Consider the following 18624-nt stretch of genomic DNA (forward strand, 5'->3'; position numbering starts at 1 on the left):
TCCCAGGGTCGCGGGAACCGATTTTGGGAACGCCTCGGAAGTGCGCTAATCTTTCGTTGCAGCGAACGAGCGGCTATAGCTCAGACGGTTAGAGCGCTTCCCTGATAAGGAAGAGGCCCCAGGTTCAAGTCCTGGTAGCCGCACCGCATCATCGGCCCGGCCGGAGAATTCTCCGGCCGGGCCGATGTGTTTGCGCGAGTGCGGAAGTGGGGTGCGTGGCCGGGCCGGAGCCAGTTGTTGCCAACCGCGGCCTAGGTAACCGATCGGTATCGACCGGTGTGTATCATCGGCCACCATAGGTCCCCTACGTCAACGAAAGACGAGGTCGCGCGGTGAAGAAGCTTCTCCTGGTCGCACTGGCCGCCATCGGCGGGCTCCTCGTGTACCGCCAGATCCAGGCGGATCGCGCCGAGCAGGATCTGTGGACGGAGGCGACCGACTCCGTGCCCGCAGGTTCGGGTGTGTGAGACCCAGACGCACAGCACAATTCGTACGGACCCCGGTCGCCTGTGGGCGGCCGGGGTTCCGTGCGTCCGAGGGTGGGTCAGGGCGTAGGGGGACGGGTGAGGTACCGCGCCGGGCGGATTTATTTGCATTAGCACAACAATGAATTGCTATAGCAAATTCTGGTGTGATCTGTGTGGCCCGCGTGAGGTGCGGGGCGTGGCGCGCGGAGCTCCGGACGCGATTCGGGCTCTTGGCGGACACCGCGCGGGGCGGCGGTGGAGGATGGGGGTTTGGCCCGGCGGGGACGGCGCCGGCGGACGGGGTGGGCGTACCGGTATCGGCCGGCCGCGGCGTGGACTTCCGGCGGGCCCGCCGGAAGTGGCGGGCGTACGGCGGGAATTCGGAACCGATGAGGGGTGACCTGTGGTGACGCGCACGACGTACAGGGGGCTCGTCGCGCTGGCGGCGCTCGCGGTGGTGACGGCTCTGCCGGGGACGGCGGGCGTGGCCGCGGCCGGGGAGGTGCCCGCCTACCGGACGGCGGACGGCGCCACGGCGACCACGGGCACCCCGAGTGCCGCGGACGCGCCGCGGCTCACCCCCGGTATGCACACCGACTCCATCGGCCGCGGCGAGCGGAAGTACTACGCCGTCACCCTGGACGACAGGACCAGCGCGTATTTCTCGGCGGTCGCCGCGCCCCGGCCCGGCACCAAGGTCCAGGACTACGGCGACCAGTTGGCCATCAGCGTCCAGGACAGCGGCGGCGGCACCTGCGGCCCGGTCGCGCATCCGTCCTTCCACAGCGGCGGAGCGGCCTATCCCATCGCCGACTACGCCGTCCGCCGTATCGGCGCCGACAGGACGGACTGTCAGAAAGCGGGCCCGTACTACCTGGTGATCAGTCGCAAGGGGACGGCGGCCTCCGGCACCGGCAGTTGGCCGGTCGAGATCGGCTATCTCACCGAGCCCGCGCTCAAGGGCGGCACCCCGGACCGGCCCGGCGACGGCACATGGAGCAGTGCGGCGCCCGCTCCGCCCACCGACACCGACAAGCGCGACGCCAGGGGCGGGACCGGCTTCAACGACGCGGGGTCGGTCGCCAAGGGCGTGTGGCAGGACCGGATCAGGCCGGGCGAGGCCCGCTTCTACCGCGTACCGGTGGACTGGGGGCAGCAGCTCAACATCAGCGCCGAACTGCCGAATTCGACCCTCGCCGACTCGACGGCCGGTGCGGCGACGACCGGTGTCACGAAGTACGTCCCGAACGCGCTCGGGCTCAGCCTCTTCAACCCCGCGCGCGGGGCGGTGCGGGACAACAACTTCGTCTCGTACAGCGGGAGACCGGCCGCCACCAGGGAGTTCACCGCGCCCGTCGCGTACGGCAACCGCCTCCACCCGACCGGTGCGGTCAGCGCGATGCGGTTCGCGGGCTGGTACTACCTGGAGGTCACCCTCAACCCGGGGATGGCGCAGTACTTTCCCGAGGGCGCGGACCTCACCCTGCGGGTGGACGTCCTGGGCACGGCACAGGCCGGGCCCGGTTACTCCCGGCCGACCGGCGATTTCTCCGTCACACCCACCGACCGGGACATGGCCGACAAGGGGCAGCCCGCCCAGGGGGCGGCGAAGAGCGGCACCCTGATGGCGGTGGCGTACGCCGGGATCGGCACGGGTGTGACGCTATTGCTGGGGCTTGTGGTGTGGAGGGTGGTGGCGCGGCGCAAGTGGGCGCAGGGGGCTCGGGGGGCTGGTGTGGCTTCTGTGGGCTCTGTGGCCCCCGTGGTGCCTGGGGTGGTGCTTCCGGGGCCTGTGGTGTCCGGGGCGGTGCCCAGGAACCTTGTGGCGCCTGAGGCGGGGTCTATCCCGCCGGCGGGGTGGTCGGAGCCGTACGGGGAGTCGGGTCGGCCGATGCAGTCGGTGCCGGGTCAGTCGAATCAGTCGGGTCAGTCGGGTCTGCCGAATGAGCTGGGCCAACCGGAGTGGGCAGGTCGGCCGGGGCGGCCGCCTGAGGTGGAGCGGTCTTCGGCAACGCGGCCTTCGCAGGCTCCGCAGTTGTCGGAGTCCTCGAATTCCTCGCATGTGGCAGAGGCATCGCAGCCGTCTCAGACTTCGCAAGCATCGGCATCGGCATCGGCATCGGTATCGCCGTCGTCCCGGACGTCGCAGGAGGCTCAGGCGGCTCAACAGGGCCGGGAAGCGGAGCAGTTCGGGCCGTCACAGGGCTGGTAGCCGGGCGGCGGAAGGGTGCGTCAGGCGGCGAGCAGAGCCCAGACGCCGACCGCGATGCACAGCAGCGCGACGATCAGTACCGGGACCGCCACCTTCTGGGGCGGCCCCGGCCGCTTGTACGGGGCGGGCCCTGGTGGTGCGGGGACCGCGGCGGCGGCGTCGGAAGCGGTGGCTGTCATGGACGCGGGATACGCGGGATACGTGGGCTGGGCCATCGGCGACATGCCTGCCATGCCTGCCATGCCTGCCGTCCCTGGCGCTCCAGGTATCCCGGTCATCCCCGTCATCCCGGTCATCTGCGCCATTGGCGGCATGGGGGCGGGTTGTCCCGGGGCGGTGGTCGGGGGGTGACCGGGGACGGGGTGGTGGTCCGCCGTGTAGGGGCGGGTCGCGGACGGCTCCGGGCGGAGGCCGGCCGTCGGCTCGTAGGCCGGCGGCGGGGGCGGTGGGGTGGCGGGTGCGGGCGGTATGCCCTGGCCCGGAGGCGTGGCGCCGGGCAGGGGCGTCGGTGTGGGGGCGGGTGTGGCGGTGGGGGTGGGCGGTGCGGCCGGCTGTGGTGGTGCCGGGACGCTCTGCCGCGGTGGCGCGAGCTGGAAACTCCCGGTGTCCGACATGGACACCTGCCCGGCGGCCGTGCCGGTGGCCTGGTGGGCGGGCCCGGCGGGTGAGCCGACGTCCCCGAGTGCGCCGACGTCCCCGCGTGCGGCGCCATCCCGGCGTGCGGCGCCATCCCCATGCGCGGCAACGATCCCGTCCCCGCGCACGTCGTCGTCCCTGTACGAGCGGGGACCGCCGCTCCCGTGCGGGCCGGGGCTGCCGTTCCCGCTCGGGGCGGGGCGCTCGTTCCCGTGTGGGCCGTCGGTCTTGGTGCCGGGGCCCAGGGGCCCGTCCGCGCCGTATCCCGAAGGCAGCGGCCCGATGTGGTCGAAGACCTCGACGACCTCGTCCTCGATCGTCGTCTCCGGCAGCATCTCGACCGCCGGCAGGAGCGCCTTGCGCGCCCCCGTGGCCGTCCTGAACCGGGCCTGTGGATCCGGATGCAGCAGAGTGGCCAGCACCTGCCAGAGAGGTTCCGGTACGTCCTCGGGTGCGTCCGGGATGCCGTGCCGCGCGAAGTGCCGGATCAGCGCCTCGGAATCCGGTTTGCGGCCGGTGACCAGATAGAGCCCGACCAGGCCGACCGCGAACAGGTCCGCCGGGAAGTCCGGTTCGGCGCCCAGCATTTGCTCGGGCGCGAAGTAACCGGGCGTGCCCACCACATAGTTGGCCTCGGTGAGCCGCGGTTCGCCCTTGCGCATCGCGATGCCGAAGTCGGACAGCCGCAGATGCGGACGGCCGGTGCCGGTGGCCTCCAGCAGGATGTTCGCCGGTTTGATGTCGCGGTGCACCACACCCTCGGCGTGCACCGCCGTCAGCCCGGCCAGCAGCTGGTCCAGCAGCGTGCAGACGTACCGCGGCGGCAGGGGCCCGTAGTCGCCGGTCAGATGCGCCAGCGAGCCGCCGTTCACCAGGTCCATGGTGAACAGCACCTTGTCGTCGTCCGCGGCCCAGCTCGCCGGGGCCAGCACATGCGGGTGGTCGATCCGCAGCGCCTGCTCGCGGACGAAGCGCAGGAGGGTGTGTGCGTCGCTCTGCTGGAGCACCTTGGCCGCGACATAGCGGCGGCGGCGCTGGTCCCAGGCGCGCCAGACGGCGCCCACACCGCCCCGCCCGATCGGGTCGATCAGTTCGTACCGACCGGCGAAGATCTCACCCATAGCGCCCCGTCCGCCCTCTGAACTCCGCAAGTGCCGCTGTGGACGCGGCCGGCCAGCTCCGGTGCGCCCGCGAACTAGTTCTGGTGCGCCTCGTAGTGGGCGACCGCGTCGGCGGTGCGGCCGGCACCGTAGACCCGCAGGAACTCTGCCAGTTCGGGGTGCGTGGGGGCGAGGGTGTTCGCTGCGTCGATGATGTCCCCCGCATCGGAGACCGAACGCAGCAACGACTGAATCTCCCGCACCACCCGGCGCACCGTCGTCGCCCCTGTCGACGAGGTGGCCTGCGCGGTGTTGTTCAGCACCGATCCGCCGGCCGTCTTCTTGATCTCGTCCATGCGGTCGGTGGCCTCGGCGGCGCTGACGCTCCCGTCGGCGACCTGCCCGGCCAGCTCCTGGAGCGCCTGGACCCGCTGCACCACGGCCGGGTTGCCTATCTTGGCGCGCTGCCCGCTCATCAGCTGGGACAGCATCGGCGCGGAGAGCCCGAGCACGGAGGCCAGCCGGGCCTGATTGAGACCGAGGTCGTCGATCAGACGGCGGAACAGCGCACCCAGAGGGTCCCCGTACCAACTGCGCTGGAGTTCCCGGGCCCGCGCGGTGGCTTCCTGCTGTGCTGCGTCCATACCGTCTCCCCTGTCTCCCCGATCGCGCTTCACTGCCGCGAATCTCGCGAAGCATCCTACGGAGAGCGACCGTCCGGGGCGATACCCGGTCGGGAAAGCGACCGGGCACCGGGTACTCTGGTTCGCGACGGGGCCTTAGCTCAGTTGGTAGAGCGCTGCCTTTGCAAGGCAGATGTCAGGAGTTCGAATCTCCTAGGCTCCACAATAAACACCCTCTGACCTGCGGAAACGCAGCTTCGGAGGGTGTTTTTTTGCCCCTCGGAACGTGTCGGCGTGCCCAGGGGAGGCCGTGATTTCGGGGATTTGCTCGGTCGTGTCGTCTCGGTGGATCTCCTGGGCCCTGATGCTGCGGCCGGCCCGAGGCAGCCCCTTCCGGGCTTCGCGAGTTCGGGTGGGGCCGGGCTGCTGCGTGAGGCGCGGTGGCCCGTGATGTCCGGCCCGTACGTTGGCGGTACTTCGTGGTGGGCGGGGTGGCGCAATGAGCGCGATGTATCCGGAGTCCGCGCAGTGGCTGAGCCAGGTGCGGCGAAAGTGGCGAGAGTGCAGATGCTCTGGACCCCCGGGCCGCCCGGCGACGCGGCGGTCTCGTTGCTGCCACCGCCGCACGCCGAGAGGACGACGGTGAGGGCGAGACCGTAGGGGGGTGCCGCGGAGCTGCCAGGTGGTGCGGGTGCGTCGCGTCTGTGCGGCCACGGTCTGGTCCCTTTGCACTGCCACGGTCTGGTCCCCTTCGCCGCTGCGGGCCTGCCTGTGGTCAGCTTGATCGTTCGCGGGAGGGCCCGCACACGGTGCTCCCCGTACGGGCTGCCGCTTTCCGGCCGGGGTACGGAGCGGGGTCGCCTCTGGACGTACGCCGCCGGGGCGGCCGGCGCCGGTACCAGCGCCGCGGCGACGAACACCACGACCGTGCTGGAGTGGAACGCCGGACCGAAGCCGGACACGTGCCAGGCGTCCTGCACTCAGGGCTGTACGAAGATCTTGATCTGGTTGCTGCTGCTCGCCTTGTCGAGCAACGTACCGAAAGCACCGCCGACCACAGTGACATCGGGTCGATCGCAGGCCGCCCGAACCTGGCGTGCCGAGGTGGAGAAACCTCTACCTCGAACCGGCTGGTCAATGCCAATGTGCCGCAGCTGCGCCGTTTCTAGGCTGGATCACAGATACCGCGTGAGAAGCGCTACAGCTCATAGGGGAGCCCTCAGTGCACACTTCACAGGACCTCCGTCAGGCGGAGGCGGTACGGCTGGACGCCGTCTCGATGATCTACGGCCGAGGCGACAGCAAGGTGGCCGCGCTCCGCGGGCTCTCCCTGGGCTTCGCCGACGGCACCTTCACCGCCGTGATGGGTCCGTCCGGATCGGGCAAGAGCACCTTTCTGCATTGCGCGGCGGGGCTCGCCCGGCCCACCTCCGGAAGGGTCGTCGTCGGTGGTACGGACCTGTCGGGGCTGGACGACGACCAGCTGACCAAGCTGCGCCGGAACCGGATCGGTTTCATCTTCCAAGCCTTCAACCTGCTGCCCGCGCTGACCGTCATGGAGAACATCACGCTGCCCCTGCAGCTGGCCGGTGAGCGCCCCGACAAGGGCCTGATCCGCAACGTGGTGCAGCGCGTCGGCCTGGCCGAGCGGCTGGGCCACCTGCCCTCCGAGCTGTCCGGCGGCCAACAGCAGCGCGTAGCCATCGCCCGTGCCCTGGTGACCCGACCCGCGGTGGTCTTCGCGGACGAGCCCACCGGCGCCCTGGACACCCGCACCGCGGGTGCCGTCCTCCGTCTGCTGCGCGAGTCCGTCGACAACGCCCGCCAAACCCTGGTCATGGTCACCCACGACCCGGTCGCCGCCTCCTACGCGGACCGCGTGGTGTTCCTCGCCGACGGCGCCTTCGCCGGTGAACTGCTCCGGCCGACGGCCGAGGCCGTCGCCGCCCGGATGACCAGGCTCGGTGCCTGGCAGGACGACAACCAGCGCCAGGCCGTGGCGCAGCCCTCCGGGGGTCGGTACTGATGTTGCGTCTCGCACTGCGCACCCTGAAGTTCCGCAGGACCAGCTTCATCGCGACCTTCTGCGCCATGTTCTTCGGCGCCGCCATCGTCATCGGCTGCGGGGGCCTGATGGAGACGGGCTCACGGATGGCGGCCGAACCGCAGCGCCTGCACGAGGCGCCGGTCGTCGTCAGCGGCGTACAGACCCACCACTCCACCGCCCTGGCCGAGCGTCACCGCATCGACCCCGGCCTGGTCGGCCAGGTGGCCGGGGCCGACGGCGTCGGCAAGGCCGTCGGCGACGTCTCGTTCCCCGCCACCGTCCTCAAGGACGGCAAGCCGGTGACCAGTGGCTCGTCCTCGTACGGCCACGGCTGGGCCAGTGCCCCGTTCACCCCCTATACCCTCGCCGTCGGCAAAGCTCCCGCAGGCGGCGGCGAGGTCGTTCTCGACACGGCACTGGCCGAACAGGCCGGTGTCCGCCCGGGATCGACGGTCGGCATCGTCGTCGAGGGCACCACGCGGCAGTTCCGGGTCAGCGGCGTCGCGGAGCAGAACGGCGACCGCAACCCCCACGCGGCCGTGTTCTTCACCGATGACCAGGCCCGCACCCTCGCGGGCGGCCAGATCGACTCGATCGCCGTCCTGCCCGCGTCCGGCAGCAGCGCCGACACGGTCGCCGCAGCGGTGAGCACCGCGGTGGGTGACCGCGCCGAGGTGTTCTCCGGCGAGAGCCGCGGACTGGCCGAACTGCCCGGCACCCTGGCCGGACAGCGCACCGTCGTCATCCTCGCGGCCGTCTTCGGCTCCTCGGTCGTGCTGATCGTCATGTTCGGCGTGGCCTCCACCCTGGCCCTCTCCCTCCAGCAGCGCGCCCGCGAGATGGCGCTGCTGCGTGCCGTCGGATCCACTCCCACGCAGTTGCGCCGCATGATCCTCACCGAGACGGCCGTGCTGTCGGTGGCTTCCGTGCTGCTCGCCCTGCTGCCCGGATACGCCATCGGGCGCGGCCTGTTCGCGGTGCTGACGTCCAGCGGTGTCGTGTCGTCCTCGATCACCTACCACGCCGGTGCGGTCCCCATGGCGGTCGGCGCGATCGTCACCATTCTGGCCGCGGCGGGCGCCACCCGCTTCGCCGGACGGCGGGCCGCCCGCACCGAGCCGATCGCCGCGGTCGCCGAGTCCACCATCGGCACCCAGTGGTTCAACGTGCCGCGCCTGCTGTTCGCGCTCTTCTTCCTCGCCAACGGCATCGGCCTGGCCGTCGCCACCGCCACCGTCATGGAGGACGGCCCGACCCTCGCCAGCACCGCGGGACCGGCGTCCGTACTCTTCTGCATCGGTCTGGTCCTGCTCGCTCCCGGCATCACCACGTTCATGGTGGCGCTGCTCAAGCTGCCGGTACGCGCGTTCTCCGGACTCTCCGGCCGGCTCGCACTGCGCAACGCGGCCACCGCCAACGTCCGGATGGCGGGTGCCGTCGCCCCGATCGTCCTGCTGATCGGCATCGCCACCGGCACCCTGTACATGCAGTCCACCGAGAACGACGTCTCCCGCAGCTCCTACGACCAGAACGTCCTCGCCGACTACGTCCTCGACTCCACGACGGGCGGCTTCGCAGCCGGCGTCGTCGACCGGGTGCGCCAGACGCCCGGGGTGGCCGCGGCCTCCGAGCTCGTCACCACCCGCGGCTTCGTGGACGGTCCGGACGGCCCGGCCGAGGTCGACCTGCGTGGAGTCTCCGCAGGCGGTGTCGCGCAGAGCCTCGACCTGCCCAAGGTCGCCGGTGACCTGACCGCCCTCAGCGGCGACACGGTGGCCCTGTCCGACAAGAAGGCCGAGGAATACGGGGTGAAGGTCGGCGACAAGCTGCCGATGCACCTCGGTGACGGCACCAAGGTGAACCCCGCCGTCGTGGCCCTCTACGCCGACAACCCCAAGCAGCCCTACCTGACGATGCCCGCGTCCCTGCTCGCCGCGCACACCGGCGAGAGGCTGCCGCAGCAGATCCTGGTCCGGGCCGACTCCGGCAGCGGCGACCGGGCCCTCGAAGGCCTCGCCGCGCTCGCCGCCCAGCTACCCGGCAGCGAACTGGACGACAGTTCCTCGCTGGCCGGACGCAACAACCAGATCCAGCAGATCCTGGTCTCCGCGAACTACACGATCGTCGCGATGATCGTCGGGTACGCCTCGATCACGGTCGTCAACACCCTGGTGTCGGTGACCCGCAAGCGGCGTGCGGAGTTCGGTCTCCAGCGGCTCACCGGCGCCACCCGCCGCCAGGTGATCGGCATGCTGTCCGTGGAGGGTGCCCTGATCGGTGTCGTCGCCACGGTGCTCGGCACGATCGCCGCGGCGACGACCATCGTTCCGTACAGCCTCGTCAAGAGCGACTCGTATCTGCCCTCCGGATCCATCGGCATCTACCTTGCCATCGTCGGCGGATCGCTGCTGCTGGTGTTCGGTGCCACCCTGCTGCCCTCGTGGCGCGGCATGCGCGGCCCCGCCGTGGACACGGTGAACGCCGCGTGAACTACCGTTCCCGGCTGGGCCGTCGGGTCGCCCCAGCTCCCCCAGGAGGGGACGGCCCAGGGGGGACGGCGGGCCGGGGATGGGAGCATGAGGGCATGCAGACTGTGCCGGCCACGTGGCGGGGCCGACTGGTCCGGGCCTGTCGGGCCACCCTGTTCGGCGTCGCGATCGCCACCGGGGCCCTGCTGTCGGTCGTTCTCTTCGTCACCACGTCCTACTTCGTCATCCTGTGTGCGATCGGCATCGGCTTCCTCGCGCTGCCGTATCTGACCCGGGCCGTGCGCTGGCTGGCCGACCTCAACAGACGTGCGGCCGCCCGCTACGGCGTCCCCGTGGAGCGGCCGTACCAGCCCGCGCCGGAAGAGGTGGAGAAGGACATCGTCGGCTGGATGCGCACCTGCAAGTGGATCCTCGCCGACCCCGCGACCTGGCGGGACATGCTGTGGCTGCTGCTCAACTGCGTCGTCGGCCTCGCCGGGTTCCTACCGGCCGCCCTGCTCTACTACGCCGGGGAGGGCCTGTTCCTGGCCTGCGGCCTCTGGCTGCCCCTCGCCGACGACGGCACGGGTCGCTGGTACGCGTCCGTCACGGTCGACAGCTGGCCGGCTGCACTGTCCGCGGGGCTGCTGGCCGTCGTGGTGTTCGCCGCCTGGGTCTTCCTCGGCCCCCTGGTGCTCCGGGGCTACGCCTACTTCGTGCGCTTCCTGCTCGGCCCGACCCGCAGGTCCCAACTGACCTCCCGCGTGCGGTACCTGGCGGAGACCCGCTCCGGCGCCCTGGACGTGCAGGCCGCCGAACTGCGCCGTATCGAACGCGACCTGCACGACGGCGCCCAGGCCCGGCTGGTCAGCCTGGGCCTCCAACTCGGCTCCGTGGACCGCAAGATGACCCGGGACCCGGAGGTGGCCCGGCTGCTGCTGCGCCAGGCCCGCGCCTCCTCCGTGCAGGCCCTGCGCGAACTGCGCGATCTGGTCCACGGCATCCACCCGCCGGTGCTCGCCGAGCGCGGCCTGGCCGACGCCCTGCGCGCCCTGGGCCTGGCCAGCCCGCTGGGCGTCAGCGTCGAGACGGATCTGCCCGGCCCGCTGCCCGACCCGGTCGAGTCCGCCGTGTACTTCGCGGTCTCGGAGCTGCTGGCCAACACCCTCAAGCACGCCGACGCCGAAACGGTGCAGGTCGTGGCCCGGTACGCGGACGGCGTCCTGAACGCCCTGGTCACCGACGACGGCCGGGGCGGCGCCGACCTGTCCGCCGGGAGCGGTCTGGAGGGCATCCGGCGACGACTGGCATCCTTTGACGGGGTTTTGGAGATCGACAGCCCTCAGGGCGGTCCGACCGTGATGAAGATGGAGTTGCCGTGCGCGTTGTCCTCGCAGAAGACCTCTTCCTCCTGAGGCAGGGGATCATCCAACTGTTCGAGGAGTACGGTTTTGAAGTCGTCGCCGCAGTCGACAACGGCACGGACCTCGCCGCCGCGCTCGCCGAGCACCGCCCCGACGTGGCCGTCGTCGACGTACGGCTTCCGCCCACCTTCACCACCGAGGGCCTCCAGGCGGCTCTGCGGGCCCGCCGCGAGCAGCCCGGCCTGCCGATCCTCGTCCTCTCCCAGCACGTCGAACAGATGTACGCCCGCGAGTTGCTGGCCGACGGCACCGGCGGGATCGGCTATCTGCTGAAGGACCTGGACGACGAGCAGTTCATCGACTCCGTGCGACGGGTCGCGGCCGGCGGCACGGCCATGGACCCCGCCGTCGTCGCCCAGTTGATGACGAGCCACGCCCGGGACGAACCGCTTGCCTCGCTCAGCGCGCGCGAGCAGGAGGTGCTGTCGCTGATGGCCGAGGGCTGCTCGAACCTGGCGATCGCCCAGCGGCTCACCGTCACCGAGGGCGCCGCCGCGAAGCACATCTCCAGCATCTTCAGCAAGCTTCTGCTGCCGGCGTCGAGCGACAGCAACCGTCGGGTGCTCGCGGTTCTGGCGTATCTCAACGCCTGAGCAGCCCGTTTGGGGTAGCTCTAGGGGCGGCCGTCGGGCCCTCGGGCCCGACGCAGGCTGCACGCAGGGGGCTCGGCGTCTTTCCACCGTCCGGTTTCGGCGGGCATGCCTGCCTCCGTGGACGTGCTCGCCCTGCGGCATCCGGGCCGCCAGTGGGCAACGATCTCCAGCGTCGTGGTGTGCAAACGCCACCTAGTCGGGGCGTCCGAGCTCAACGAGGACCAGGCGTACATGCACACCTTGCGCTTCCTCCTGGAGCGGCTGTCCTGGTTCGCGCGTGACTCCTCGGCGATCATGACGTACACACTTGCCCACATCGTGCGCATGGAACTGGCCAAGCTGCGCGAGTACGAGGCGAACCTTCGGGGCGGGTACGACTGCCGCATCCATTGGCCGGCCCTCGACCCCAAGGGTGGGCGGATCGATCAGCTGAAGCGCATCGAGATGCTCCAGGCTGCCGACCTCGCGCGGCGTCCGCGACCTTCGCCGCCTTCAACCCGGACAAGTTCGGGAACGTGGAGACCCGCTACCTTCACGAGCTCAGACCGCGGCTCTACCGGCGAGGCCTCTCGCCGGTGGCCTCGTACGGATTGAAGATGCACCCGTGGACTGAAAGCACGAAGGCCGCCTACCTGTGGGTAGTGGCCTTGTGAAGCACGTCGATCGGCTGTAGACCGCCCAAGGCGTGCCGGCTTTTGAGCCAACATTCCGCTTATTGATGGTGCCCATCGAAGAGGACGAATAGGGCGGATTCTCGTTCTGATGCGACTGGCCGTTGATGAAGCTCTCGACCCGGTCGAGGGTCTTCCGATCTGCGTTCCGGTCTTGCCTCGGGTTGAGCGATTCGGCGACCCGCTGCTGAATCGGACGGCAGCCTATTTGCTACTTTGCTGGATATGGAGGGGCTCGGAAGCCTATGATTCCGGGGTTTTCATCGTAAGTGGGTTTCAGGCGCAACAGCTTTCGATGGTGTGCCCACCAGTGGGCACAGGGGGCCGATCGAGCGAAGTCGAGCAAGGTGTAGCAGGGGACAAAAGGGTTGGAAAGTCCGATTCTCTCGTCAAGACTTGGTAAAGCCACAGGTCGAAGCGTTGCCCGTTTCGGGTTCGACTCTCCTGGGCTCCACAAGATAAGTGCCCTCTGATCTGCGGAAGCGTGGTTTCAGGGGGCTTTTTTGGTGCCTATGCGGTGAGCGCATGTGTGCATATGTGCGCACGCCAAGGCGGGGACGGGGCATGCGGCCCTTCGCCCGGCCGGCCGGCCCCCAGGCGCATCACGCGGGACGGCGAGCCGGGGGTGCCCCCGGCGCCGTCGCGATCCGCCCTGTGATCGCGCCCGGTACGGCAGGAGCTGGCGCGGATTTTCCGGGCGGCCGCGATTTTTCTTGCCGTAGTTTCAACACACGCGGTGGGGCGCGCGTATCCCGTAGCGAACGTCGTCTCGGGAGATGGGGAAGCACCATGAACGCCTGGCGCCGAACGGATGCGAGCAGCCGTGGCTGTAAGCGGTAACCCGCTGCGGTGGCTGCGCGGACGGACGGCGACGACCGCCCCGGAGCCCGTCAGATTCCGGACGGAGCGAGAGGTGGGGGCTGCCTACGATCTCTACGGCGGCGAACTCTTCGGGTTCGCCTTCAAGGCGCTGGGCGACCGGCAACTCGCCGAGGACGTGGTGCAGGAGACCTTCCTCCGCGCCTGGCGGTCGCCACGCGGCTTCGACCCGGGGCAGGGCAGCCTGCGGACCTGGTTGTTCGCCATCGTCCGGAACCTCGTGGTGGACGCCATGCGGCGGCGCAAGGTCTCTGAGTGCCCCGGCCTCGCGCCGTGGGACGTGGCGCCCGAACCGTCGCCGGCGTTCAACGACATCGATCAGCTTCTTGACCGGATACAGCTCGGGGAGGCCCTGGAACGGCTGAGCCCGCAGCACAGAGAGGCGGTGGTGGGGGTGTACCTCGGCGGCCGTACCTGCGCCGAACTGGGGGAGGAGCTGGGAATTCCGGCTTCCACCATGCGCAGTCGCCTGTACTACGGGGTGCGGTCTCTGCGGCTCGTCCTGGAGGAGAACGGGTGGCTGGCACCATGAACAACGAATGTCTTCCCCACCGAGGGCTCCTCACCGAGCTGCTGCTGCTCGGGAGGCCGCTGCCGAAGGAGCTCTCCCGGCATCTGGTCCAGTGCCCGGACTGCACACGTGAAGCAGCCGAGACGCAGGACGTGGTCCGCACACTGCGGCGGGCGAACCCGCGCGAGGGCTGGGAGCCCGCACCGGACTCCGGACCGCAGGCGCGCCCTTCGTGGGGGCTCGGGCACCGCATCCGCCGGGAGGCGGCCGGCGCCGGGACCGCCCGGTTCCGTCCCTGGCGGGCGACCGCGGTGAGCGTCATCGTCGCCGCCGCCGTGGCCGTCGCGGCGATCATCCCACTCGGTGCGGCGGACCAGGCGGGCCGCACGGCCGACGCGGGACCAGTGGTGATGGTGCGTCAGGGAAAGATGGTGGACCGCCCGTGGGGCACCGAGGTCCCGGTGGCCCTGTCGGGCCTGGCGGCGGGCGAGACCTACCAGGTGATGACCGTCAACGCCCGCGGTGTGCGCATCCCCGCCGGCACGGTACGGGCCGAGAGCGGCGAGCGGGTGTCCTTCCGCATGGTGACCGCCATGCGGAAAGACACCATCACCGAACTGCTCGCAGAGGATGAGAGCGGGCACGTGGTGAGCCGCTTGCCCGTGGGCTCCTCCCCGGCCTGACAACCGCAGGGGCAACGGCCGACGGGGCGACGCCCCCGCCGGCCGTTGCCGGCGCCTCCCGCACGGCGGGTCGGCGAAGTCCCGTGAACGCGCGCTGTTCTCCGGTCCGTTCCCTCGACGTGCGGATGGAGGGACCTTCCGGGAGCGGGCAGGTCCCGTGGGTCCGGCGCCGCCTCTCCCGACGATCGGGCGATCTTTCGTTCAACGCGGTGCGGTGCTCGTGCGTATCCCTCATGAAAGCAGTCACCGGGCCGGCGGAGAGCACGAGCGGTACGCAGCAGTGCCGCTCTCCGGATGTGGCCGCGGTCATGTCGCGCTCACCCGGGCGCGGACCGGAAAAGGGTTCACGGACCTCGGCGAAGCCTCCGGTGGGAACCGGTACGGCGGAGGCCGCCGGTGACCGTGTCCGTGCAGGTTCGGGGACTCGCGTCGTGCAGGGCCGTACGGGCATCCACAGCGGGTGGGTGCCCTGAAGCAAGGAGATGTTCCACGTGAAACACGCCAAGGTAACTCGCCGGATACTTATCGGCGCCACCGCCGCTGCCGTCCTGGCCATCCCGGCCGCGATGGCTTCGGCGGACGAGGGCCCGGCCGCGGCCTCCGCGCGGCACGCCGCGGTACCGACGTTCGGCGCCTACAACGGAACCCTCGGCGGAGCCCCCAAGCCGTTCGACCCCCACATCAGCAACAACACCATGGCGGTCAGCCCGGACGAGCGCGTCGCGGTGGTCACGAACTCCAAGACGGACCACCTCGTCGTCATCGATGTGCGCCGGGGCCGGAAGATCACGAAGATCAACGGATACGTCAGCCCGCGCAACATCCTCTTCGCCCCGGACGGCAAGAGCTTCACCGTGTCCGACAGCACCCTCGGTGTCGTGGACCGGATCTCCCTGAGAAGCTTCCAGGTGGTCAAGCGCCTCCCGCTCGGCGCCGGAGTGTTCGGCACCGCACAGTCCAAGGACGGCAAGTGGCTGTACGCCAACAATGAAGCGGCGGGCACGGTCACGGTGGTCGACCAGACCGGCAGCAGGGCGGATGCCGTCCTCACCGGTTTCGCCGAACCGCGTCAAGGGGTCAAGCTCGCCCCCGCGGGGGACAAGCTGTACGTCACCAACTACAAGGGCGACCGGATCACGGTCGTCGACGTCAAGACCAGGAAGACCCTGCAGCAGATCGAGGGGTTCAAGGAAGTCCGGGGACTCTCCATCAGCCGCGACGGAACCCGGCTCTACGCCGCCAACAGCGGGACCGACACGGTGTCCGTCGTCGACACCGCGTCCGGCGCGACCCTGAAGCGGATCGCGGTGGGGAAGAAGCCCTACGGTGCCGCGCTCTCTCCCGACGGGAAGGTCCTCTTCTCCGGGAACCTGGAGGGTAATTCGCTGACCGCCGTCAACCCGGCCGACGGCAGGGTACGCGGCACGGTGAAGGGCCTGAAGGGACCCCGCCAGGCCATCAACTTCAGCGCCGACTCGAAGACCGCGTGGGTCCTCAACGAGGACCTGACCGTCGCCGAAGTCGATGTGGCCGCCCTCAAGGTGACCCGGACGCTCGGAACGCGCTGAGCCTCAGTGGCAGGCGGCCGCGAGGCCGCCTGCCACGGCGCGACGGTTGGGGCGGTCCGCTGTGGTCCGGGGCAGGATCCGGACCGGCCGCGTGCACGCTTACGGCGACGCTCCGGGACACCCGTGGAGTCGGCGACGATCTGCGCGGCGACGTCTTCTCCGGGCGATGCGGTCTCAGAGCGTCAAAGTCTCCACGAACGTCCCCGCTGACACCCAGGGCATCGATGCCGGCAAGAAGATCGTGGGCAGGAATCGGAGCATCATCGCTGATATCCCCGGCCTGCTGCCGGCAGTGTGGGTCACCGCCGCGCGGTGCGCCGCCTGCCGGACCAGGACGCAGTGCAGGAGTACGCACGCGGCATTCGCTGCCGTCTTGAAAGCGGCGATCTCGGCAGCGGTGCAGTTGCGGCCGGCGCGGCGACGCCGATGGATTCTGCAGTAATGGCAGTGGCCACGGGTATGCGTAAACGCTTGTGATTCATGAAGAATTCCCCTTGCAGTTCCAAGGGGAAAGGGCATATGGGAACGCCGATAAGTCCGACGGCCCACAAGCAGGTACGCCGGTGGCGGGCAGGGCGCGGCGGGCCTGGCCGACTGTTCCAGCCGCCCGCACACGACACTTCACCGCACTCCGGCCCGGACCGATGCCCAGGTCTGCACACTCAGGACACGGCGGAAGCTGGGACCGGCCCGGATCGGTCCGGTCCCGGCCCTACCGGCCACAGACCAACGGCAAAGTCGAACGCTTCACCCGCACCCTCCTGGACGAATGGGCCTACGAATGCCATCGAGCGCAACGGAAAACTGGGTCTTTCTCCCGGTTTTCCGGAGGAGCCGCAGCTGAGACGCGTCTCAGCTTTGGGTTCGACTCCCTGGGCTCCACAGTGTCAGAGGCCCTCCGACGTGCGGGAAACGCATATCGGAGGGCCTCTTTTCGTGCTTCTGGATGGCATGGGGCGGCCCGCCCCGAATGACCACCGCGACGCCGCCCCACCGGCCATCCCCGCCGCCCCGGGAGGAGCGGCGGGCACGGCCGGCGCCCTCGTGGCCGGTCGGTGTCAGGCCGGGGTGGGGCCGCCGTGTTCGTCGGAGTCGGGTCCGGCGCCGTCCGGCTTGGCCTGGGGCTCCCGGTCGGTGGCGGCGCCCCCGCCGCCGTCCACCGAGCTCAGCCGGCCGCGGTCGACGACCTCGGTGGGGGCGGGCGGCTCGACCAGCCAGTCCGGGTTGGCCTGCTTGTCCCACCACTTCCAGGCGGCGACCGCGCCGACGGCCAGGACGCCGACGATCGTGAGCCGCTTGGCGAGCTTGCCGCAGCAGGCCCTGCGGTGGTGCTTCCTGGCGAGCTTCTCGATTTCGGCGGCGGTCACCTGGCCGCGCAGGGCGGCGAGTGCGGCGGCGCCCCGGGCGAGGGCCTCCTCGCGGACCGGCTCGGCGGCGGCGCGGGCGCTGAGCACGGCGCTCTCCACCCGCGGCGCCGTGTACTCGGCGGCCTGCCGGGCGGCCTTACGGGTCCGGCAGGCGGCGCGGTTCGCCGCGGCGTCCACCTTGGGCGGCAGGGCGCCGCGCGCGGACTCGATGCGCGGCTGGAGATGGGTGTCGTAGTGCGAACGGGCCTGCTGCGCGGCTTCGGCCACCCTGGGGGCCATGCGGGTGCGGGCCTCATGGGCGTAGTGCACGGCGGTTTCCCTGGCCGTACCGGCGTACGGAGCCACCACCTCCGCGGCGTGCCGCACGCTGTCCTTGGCCGTACCGGTCGCGGTGCGCACGCTGTCCTTGCGGGTCACGGGATCCTCCTCCTCGGTGGCGTGTCCGGAGCTTCGGGGGCTGCTCCCCCAGGTCTGCTGGGTCGCCTGTCCACCCGATTGACGATCATGCCCGGTCGCGCGTCGTACGGCATGCGCGAACGGGCATCCGGGTCATTGCGGACCTTCCGGAGCCTTGGGACGACAATGCCACGGTTCGGCGTGGTGTGTGCCTGGTTCCACGGCCCCGGCGCGCGGAAAGAGGTCCGTACGAAGGCCGCCGGGAGGTGGCCGCACGACGCGCGGGCCGGTCCATGCGAGGATCGGGAACCGTCAGTGAAGACTTATGGAAGGTAGATCGTGGCTGAACAGCTCTACGCCACCCTGAAGACCAACCAGGGCGACATCGAGATTCGGCTCCTGCCGAACCATGCCCCCAAGACGGTCAAGAACTTCGTCGAGCTCGCCACCGGTGAGCGGGAGTGGACGCATCCGGCGACCGGCAAGAAGTCCAAGGACAGGCTGTACGACGGTACGGTCTTCCACCGCGTGATCAGCGGTTTCATGCTCCAGGGCGGCGACCCGCTGGGCAACGGCACCGGTGGCCCCGGCTATGAGTTCGGGGACGAGTTCCACCCCGACCTGGCCTTCAACAAGCCGTACCTGCTGGCCATGGCCAACGCCGGTCCGGGCACCAACGGCTCGCAGTTCTTCATCACCGTCGCGCCGACCGCGTGGCTGACCGGCAAGCACACCATCTTTGGTGAGGTCACCACCGACGCCGGCAAGAAGGTCGTGGACGCCATCGGCAACACCCAGACCAACCCGCGCACCGACCGTCCCGTCCAGGACGTCGTCATCGAGTCGGTCGTCATCGAGACCCGCTAGTCGGGTACGCCCCGGTCCGGACCGGCCCGGTCCGCTCCCGTTCGGTCCGGCTCGGCCCGGCCCGAATCGCGGGCGTGGACCGAGCGCGTCCCGCTCCGGGGAACCATTACGC

At 70.3% G+C, this 18624-nt stretch carries 14 protein-coding genes, 2 tRNA genes and 4 pseudogenes; 17 read left to right on the top strand and 3 right to left on the bottom strand.

The features are described 5' to 3' along the window. Positions 1-69: 69 nt before the first annotated feature. The 3 genes from IH09_RS17900 (at position 70) to IH09_RS17905 (ending at position 2679) form a co-directional block, all read left to right on the top strand. A tRNA-Ile gene (locus IH09_RS17900) sits at positions 70-143 on the top strand. 189 nt (positions 144-332) lie between these two features. After that, entirely contained in the window at positions 333-467 is a 135-nt protein-coding gene (locus tag IH09_RS39950) for a DLW-39 family protein (protein WP_003958712.1), read from the top strand. Between the two features lie 406 nt (positions 468-873). Then, positions 874-2679, top strand: a complete 1806-nt coding sequence (locus IH09_RS17905; protein WP_240150852.1) for a hypothetical protein — start codon at positions 874-876, stop codon at positions 2677-2679. A gap of 20 nt (positions 2680-2699) precedes the next feature. Here IH09_RS17905 and IH09_RS17910 read toward each other — a convergent pair whose 3' ends face one another. Together IH09_RS17910 and IH09_RS17915 are read right to left on the bottom strand one after the other, a co-directional pair. Continuing rightward, complete coding sequence (locus IH09_RS17910; protein WP_052857296.1) at positions 2700-4436, bottom strand: serine/threonine-protein kinase; 1737 nt, start codon at positions 4434-4436, stop codon at positions 2700-2702. Positions 4437-4510: 74 nt separating this feature from the next. Next, positions 4511-5059 carry a helix-turn-helix domain-containing protein gene (locus tag IH09_RS17915; RefSeq protein WP_052857297.1) on the bottom strand — a complete coding sequence of 183 codons (549 nt, stop codon included), beginning with the start codon at positions 5057-5059 and terminating at the stop codon, positions 4511-4513. A gap of 129 nt (positions 5060-5188) precedes the next feature. On the opposite strand from IH09_RS17915, the gene IH09_RS17920 reads away from it, so the two are divergent. From IH09_RS17920 to IH09_RS37400, 13 genes and pseudogenes are all read left to right on the top strand, one after another. Then, a tRNA-Ala gene (locus IH09_RS17920) sits at positions 5189-5261 on the top strand. 712 nt (positions 5262-5973) lie between these two features. Beyond that, positions 5974-6207 carry a hypothetical protein gene (locus IH09_RS39125; protein ID WP_143682199.1) on the top strand — a complete coding sequence of 78 codons (234 nt, stop codon included), beginning with the start codon at positions 5974-5976 and terminating at the stop codon, positions 6205-6207. Positions 6208-6260: 53 nt separating this feature from the next. Continuing rightward, complete coding sequence (locus IH09_RS17925; protein ID WP_052857298.1) at positions 6261-7064, top strand: ABC transporter ATP-binding protein; 804 nt, start codon at positions 6261-6263, stop codon at positions 7062-7064. After that, positions 7064-9574, top strand: coding sequence for an ABC transporter permease (locus IH09_RS17930; RefSeq protein WP_052857299.1), 2511 nt, complete (start codon positions 7064-7066; stop codon positions 9572-9574). Before IH09_RS17925 ends, IH09_RS17930 begins: the two co-directional genes overlap by 1 nt. 95 nt (positions 9575-9669) lie before the next feature. Continuing rightward, positions 9670-10968 (top strand): sensor histidine kinase, encoded by a 1299-nt coding sequence (locus tag IH09_RS17935; RefSeq protein ID WP_172450969.1) that lies wholly within the window; start codon positions 9670-9672, stop codon positions 10966-10968. Next, entirely contained in the window at positions 10932-11570 is a 639-nt protein-coding gene (locus IH09_RS17940) for a response regulator (protein WP_052857300.1), read from the top strand. Before IH09_RS17935 ends, IH09_RS17940 begins: the two co-directional genes overlap by 37 nt. A gap of 57 nt (positions 11571-11627) precedes the next feature. Next, positions 11628-11723 (top strand): annotated as a pseudogene (locus IH09_RS37385) (thioesterase); the annotation flags it as partial. A 1431-nt stretch (positions 11724-13154) separates the two neighbouring features. Continuing rightward, positions 13155-13652, top strand: a complete 498-nt coding sequence (locus IH09_RS17950) for a sigma-70 family RNA polymerase sigma factor (RefSeq protein ID WP_318279482.1) — start codon at positions 13155-13157, stop codon at positions 13650-13652. Next, complete coding sequence (locus tag IH09_RS17955) at positions 13637-14314, top strand: hypothetical protein (RefSeq protein WP_190233328.1); 678 nt, start codon at positions 13637-13639, stop codon at positions 14312-14314. Before IH09_RS17950 ends, IH09_RS17955 begins: the two co-directional genes overlap by 16 nt. 491 nt (positions 14315-14805) lie before the next feature. Continuing rightward, the gene (locus IH09_RS17960; protein ID WP_190233329.1) at positions 14806-15882 is read left to right on the top strand and encodes a YVTN family beta-propeller repeat protein; all 1077 of its coding nucleotides are present in this window, start codon (positions 14806-14808) and stop codon (positions 15880-15882) included. A 172-nt stretch (positions 15883-16054) separates the two neighbouring features. Beyond that, positions 16055-16192 (top strand): annotated as a pseudogene (locus IH09_RS39955) (IS5 family transposase); the annotation flags it as partial. A gap of 230 nt (positions 16193-16422) precedes the next feature. Next, positions 16423-16606: pseudogene (locus tag IH09_RS39960) on the top strand (IS481 family transposase); the annotation flags it as partial. Continuing rightward, a pseudogene (locus IH09_RS37400) lies at positions 16584-16661 on the top strand (integrase core domain-containing protein); the annotation flags it as partial. The pseudogenes IH09_RS39960 and IH09_RS37400, both read left to right, overlap by 23 nt. A 279-nt stretch (positions 16662-16940) precedes the next feature. Here the strand turns inward: IH09_RS37400 and IH09_RS17965 are convergent. Next, positions 16941-17666 carry a DUF5324 family protein gene (locus IH09_RS17965; protein ID WP_052857303.1) on the bottom strand — a complete coding sequence of 242 codons (726 nt, stop codon included), beginning with the start codon at positions 17664-17666 and terminating at the stop codon, positions 16941-16943. Between the two features lie 318 nt (positions 17667-17984). Here IH09_RS17965 and IH09_RS17970 point away from each other — a divergent pair, with 318 nt between their 5' ends. Continuing rightward, the gene (locus IH09_RS17970; RefSeq protein WP_052857304.1) at positions 17985-18512 is read left to right on the top strand and encodes a peptidylprolyl isomerase; all 528 of its coding nucleotides are present in this window, start codon (positions 17985-17987) and stop codon (positions 18510-18512) included. Positions 18513-18624: the final 112 nt, after the last annotated feature.

It is taken from the genome of Streptomyces celluloflavus, assembly GCA_000720995.1.
Classification (GTDB): Bacteria; Actinomycetota; Actinomycetes; order Streptomycetales; family Streptomycetaceae; genus Streptomyces; species Streptomyces celluloflavus.